The 1,893-nt window shown below is 38.4% G+C and carries 3 protein-coding genes; all 3 read right to left on the bottom strand.

Annotated elements, in window-relative coordinates; genetic code table 11:
* Positions 1 to 200, bottom strand: a 200-nt coding sequence (locus ABFC98_00525; GenBank protein ID MEN6444511.1) for a 1-acyl-sn-glycerol-3-phosphate acyltransferase, incomplete at its 3' end; no start/stop codon positions are given.
* 10 nt (positions 201 to 210) lie between these two features.
* Positions 211 to 1,656 (bottom strand): polysaccharide deacetylase family protein, encoded by a 1,446-nt coding sequence (locus ABFC98_00520; protein MEN6444510.1) that lies wholly within the window; start codon positions 1,654 to 1,656, stop codon positions 211 to 213.
* A gap of 2 nt (positions 1,657 to 1,658) precedes the next feature.
* Positions 1,659 to 1,893, bottom strand: a 235-nt coding sequence (locus tag ABFC98_00515) for a S16 family serine protease (GenBank protein MEN6444509.1), incomplete at its 5' end; no start/stop codon positions are given.

The following is a 1,893-nucleotide window of genomic DNA, read 5'->3' as shown; positions in this document are numbered from 1 at the left end:
AAATTTTCTTTCCCCACAACTTCCACTTTGCTACCTGTGGAAAGAATCACTGTTCTCGCCCAAAATCTAACCACAAATTTCACAATGCTATGGGAGACCTTGCGAGGCAGGAAAACTCTCACTATCAGATAGAGCCCAAAAATTATCAGGTAGATAAGCAAATACAGACAGAAACAAACTTCCCAAATTAGTGATTTCATAAGCGTTTATTTAATAGCTAAGCGTTACCCATTCTTCATAGATATCTTTCAAGGAAGTTACCCAGCCCTGTTTTTTGAGAGCGTAATCTACTGTATCCCAATACAATTTTCCCCAAAGAGGAAAATCTATAGGATCAAAAGTAGTGTTATGCCAGAGCAAAGAAAGATGAGATTGATATTTTTCCGCAATATCGATCAGGCGTTTTAAAGAACGCTTGGCAGAAAAATAACTTAAGTTCATCGCTTTGAGCGAATGAAGCGTTGTATCCATCACGATGAGAGGAATTTCCAAAACCCGAAAAGGTCGGTTTTCTTCTATATTGAAAGGGTAAAAAGGAAAAGATATCCCTGCCCTAAATCCGATATGCTCCCAATAACCCAAAGTGGAATCATATTTTATCCCGGCATCTTCTAAAATGGAAAAACTCTGCTGATAGTTGAAATGCAAATAGTGAGTTCTAAAACCAGTAGGATTGAAACCCAGCTCACGCAGGTTAGTTAGCTCTTCAGCTAAAACCAAAGCATCAAAGGCAGATTGAGGACTTCCATGCAATCCCACATCCTGTTGACCTAAAAGGTCCATAATTTGCACTCTGGCTTTAACATCCGTAATATAATTCTGCCTTTTATCAGGAAAATCCTTGCGCGCTAATAAAAACCAGGTGGAACGAACTTCCCGGTCCGTTTCTTTTCTGGATAAGGTGCGCATCGTTTTCCAAGGATTGTAGATCAAATTTTTGTGCAAAAAATGGCCTACGATCTTGTAAGTTGCATTGACAGGCCTTTTTACAAAGGTCTGCAGATTATATTTAAAAACATTTAGCTTGGTGGAACTACCCCAAAAATCCCAGTAATCAATGTCATGCGAAAGCGACACGGCAAAACGCTTTTTCTCGTTCCAACTGATTTCTCGTATAAACTGAGGACTGTATTTTTCCATTGCGTACAAAAGCATTTGGCAATAAACATCCACCACAGGAATTTCCGTAAAATCCCAACGGTATTGTAAACTCTGTTTATAATCCACTCGCCCTTGTGTTTGTCCTTTATAAGAAAGGATATATTCGTGCCAGCAAGTTAAAAAATAAAAACCGCTGGCAATAATATCCTTACGGAAAAAACAGGCATCGTCAGTAAAAGAAAATATCGCCCCGCTTTGCGAAAAAAGAAAAGGAATATGCTCGTCCTTGAACTTGCAAAAATCCACTTTCCCCAAAGGATATAATTCTCTTTGCTCAAAAAATTCAGCGGTTTCCGGAGAAAAATAAATATTCAGCGGATAATCGTATTTACTGGGCACACCATAATATAAGTGTGCCCCTTCATAATGTTTTCCGTATAAAAAGGTAGGATTCAACCTTAGTATATAGCAGTAAGTTCGCAGCACGAATTCGGCTTTGGGAACATACTTTTTCGGAACATTCAATAAGATATTGATATTGGGATATTTTTCCAAATTTAGGAAATCCTTTTGCGGGTGGATTTTGGTTCTTGAGTATCTATATTGGGAATCAGCAGTATTTTGATTGCTTCGTAAATTTCCTTCACATAGTTAATTTCCATTCCTTCCAAGATATCAGCGGGAAAATCGGACAATGTCTCGCGATTTTCTTCCGGAATAACCACTCTATTTATCCCAGCTCTTTTTGCCGCTAATAATTTTTCTTTCAGACCTCCGATGGCTAAGACATTG

Source organism: Candidatus Cloacimonas sp., from assembly GCA_039680785.1.
Lineage (GTDB): Bacteria > Cloacimonadota > Cloacimonadia > Cloacimonadales > Cloacimonadaceae > Cloacimonas.
This window is presented reverse-complemented; position numbering and strand designations above follow the sequence as displayed.